The organism is Seonamhaeicola marinus, from assembly GCF_008085455.1.
This window is the reverse complement of the sequence record NZ_VSDQ01000656.1, coordinates 1-442: the sequence shown is the minus strand read 5'-3', so window position 1 is coordinate 442 and position 442 is coordinate 1. Positions and strand designations below refer to the sequence as shown.

The 442-nt window shown below is 31.0% G+C and carries 1 protein-coding gene; it reads left to right on the top strand.

Features of this window, described 5'->3' with window-relative positions; all coding sequences use genetic code 11:
- Nucleotides 1-376 (top strand): DUF6588 family protein (locus FUA24_RS11045; protein WP_317131955.1); only part of this gene is annotated, 376 nt, incomplete at its 5' end.
- Nucleotides 377-442: the final 66 nt, after the last annotated feature.

Below are 442 nucleotides of genomic sequence, written 5' to 3'. Positions count from 1 at the left end.
CACACACTTAAATGGAAGTTATGATTTAACGGAATCTTCTAATATTGATGGAGAAAACCAACGTTTAGAAAATGATACCAATACATGGTTATTTCAATTAATAGCCTCAACTAAATTACCAGTAATTAATTTTTATGGTGGTGTTGGGTATATAAAAGGAACATCAGAATCAGATTTATTAGGGACTTACACTGTACAAAGTGGTCCGTTTTTCTCTGAAACTATTCAAGACCCATTCTCTGTATCAAGTGAAATATCAGCCGTTAGAGGTACCATTGGAACAAAATTAAAGTTAGGTTTTTTCAGACTTAATGCCGAATATCATTTATCAGAATTTAACGCCTTTTCAGTAGGTGTTAATTTCGGGTTCAGATAATAAAACGCAGCTATCAATTTTAATGATAGTTTATCAAAAACAGGATGTTTTAATTTTAGTTAGTTT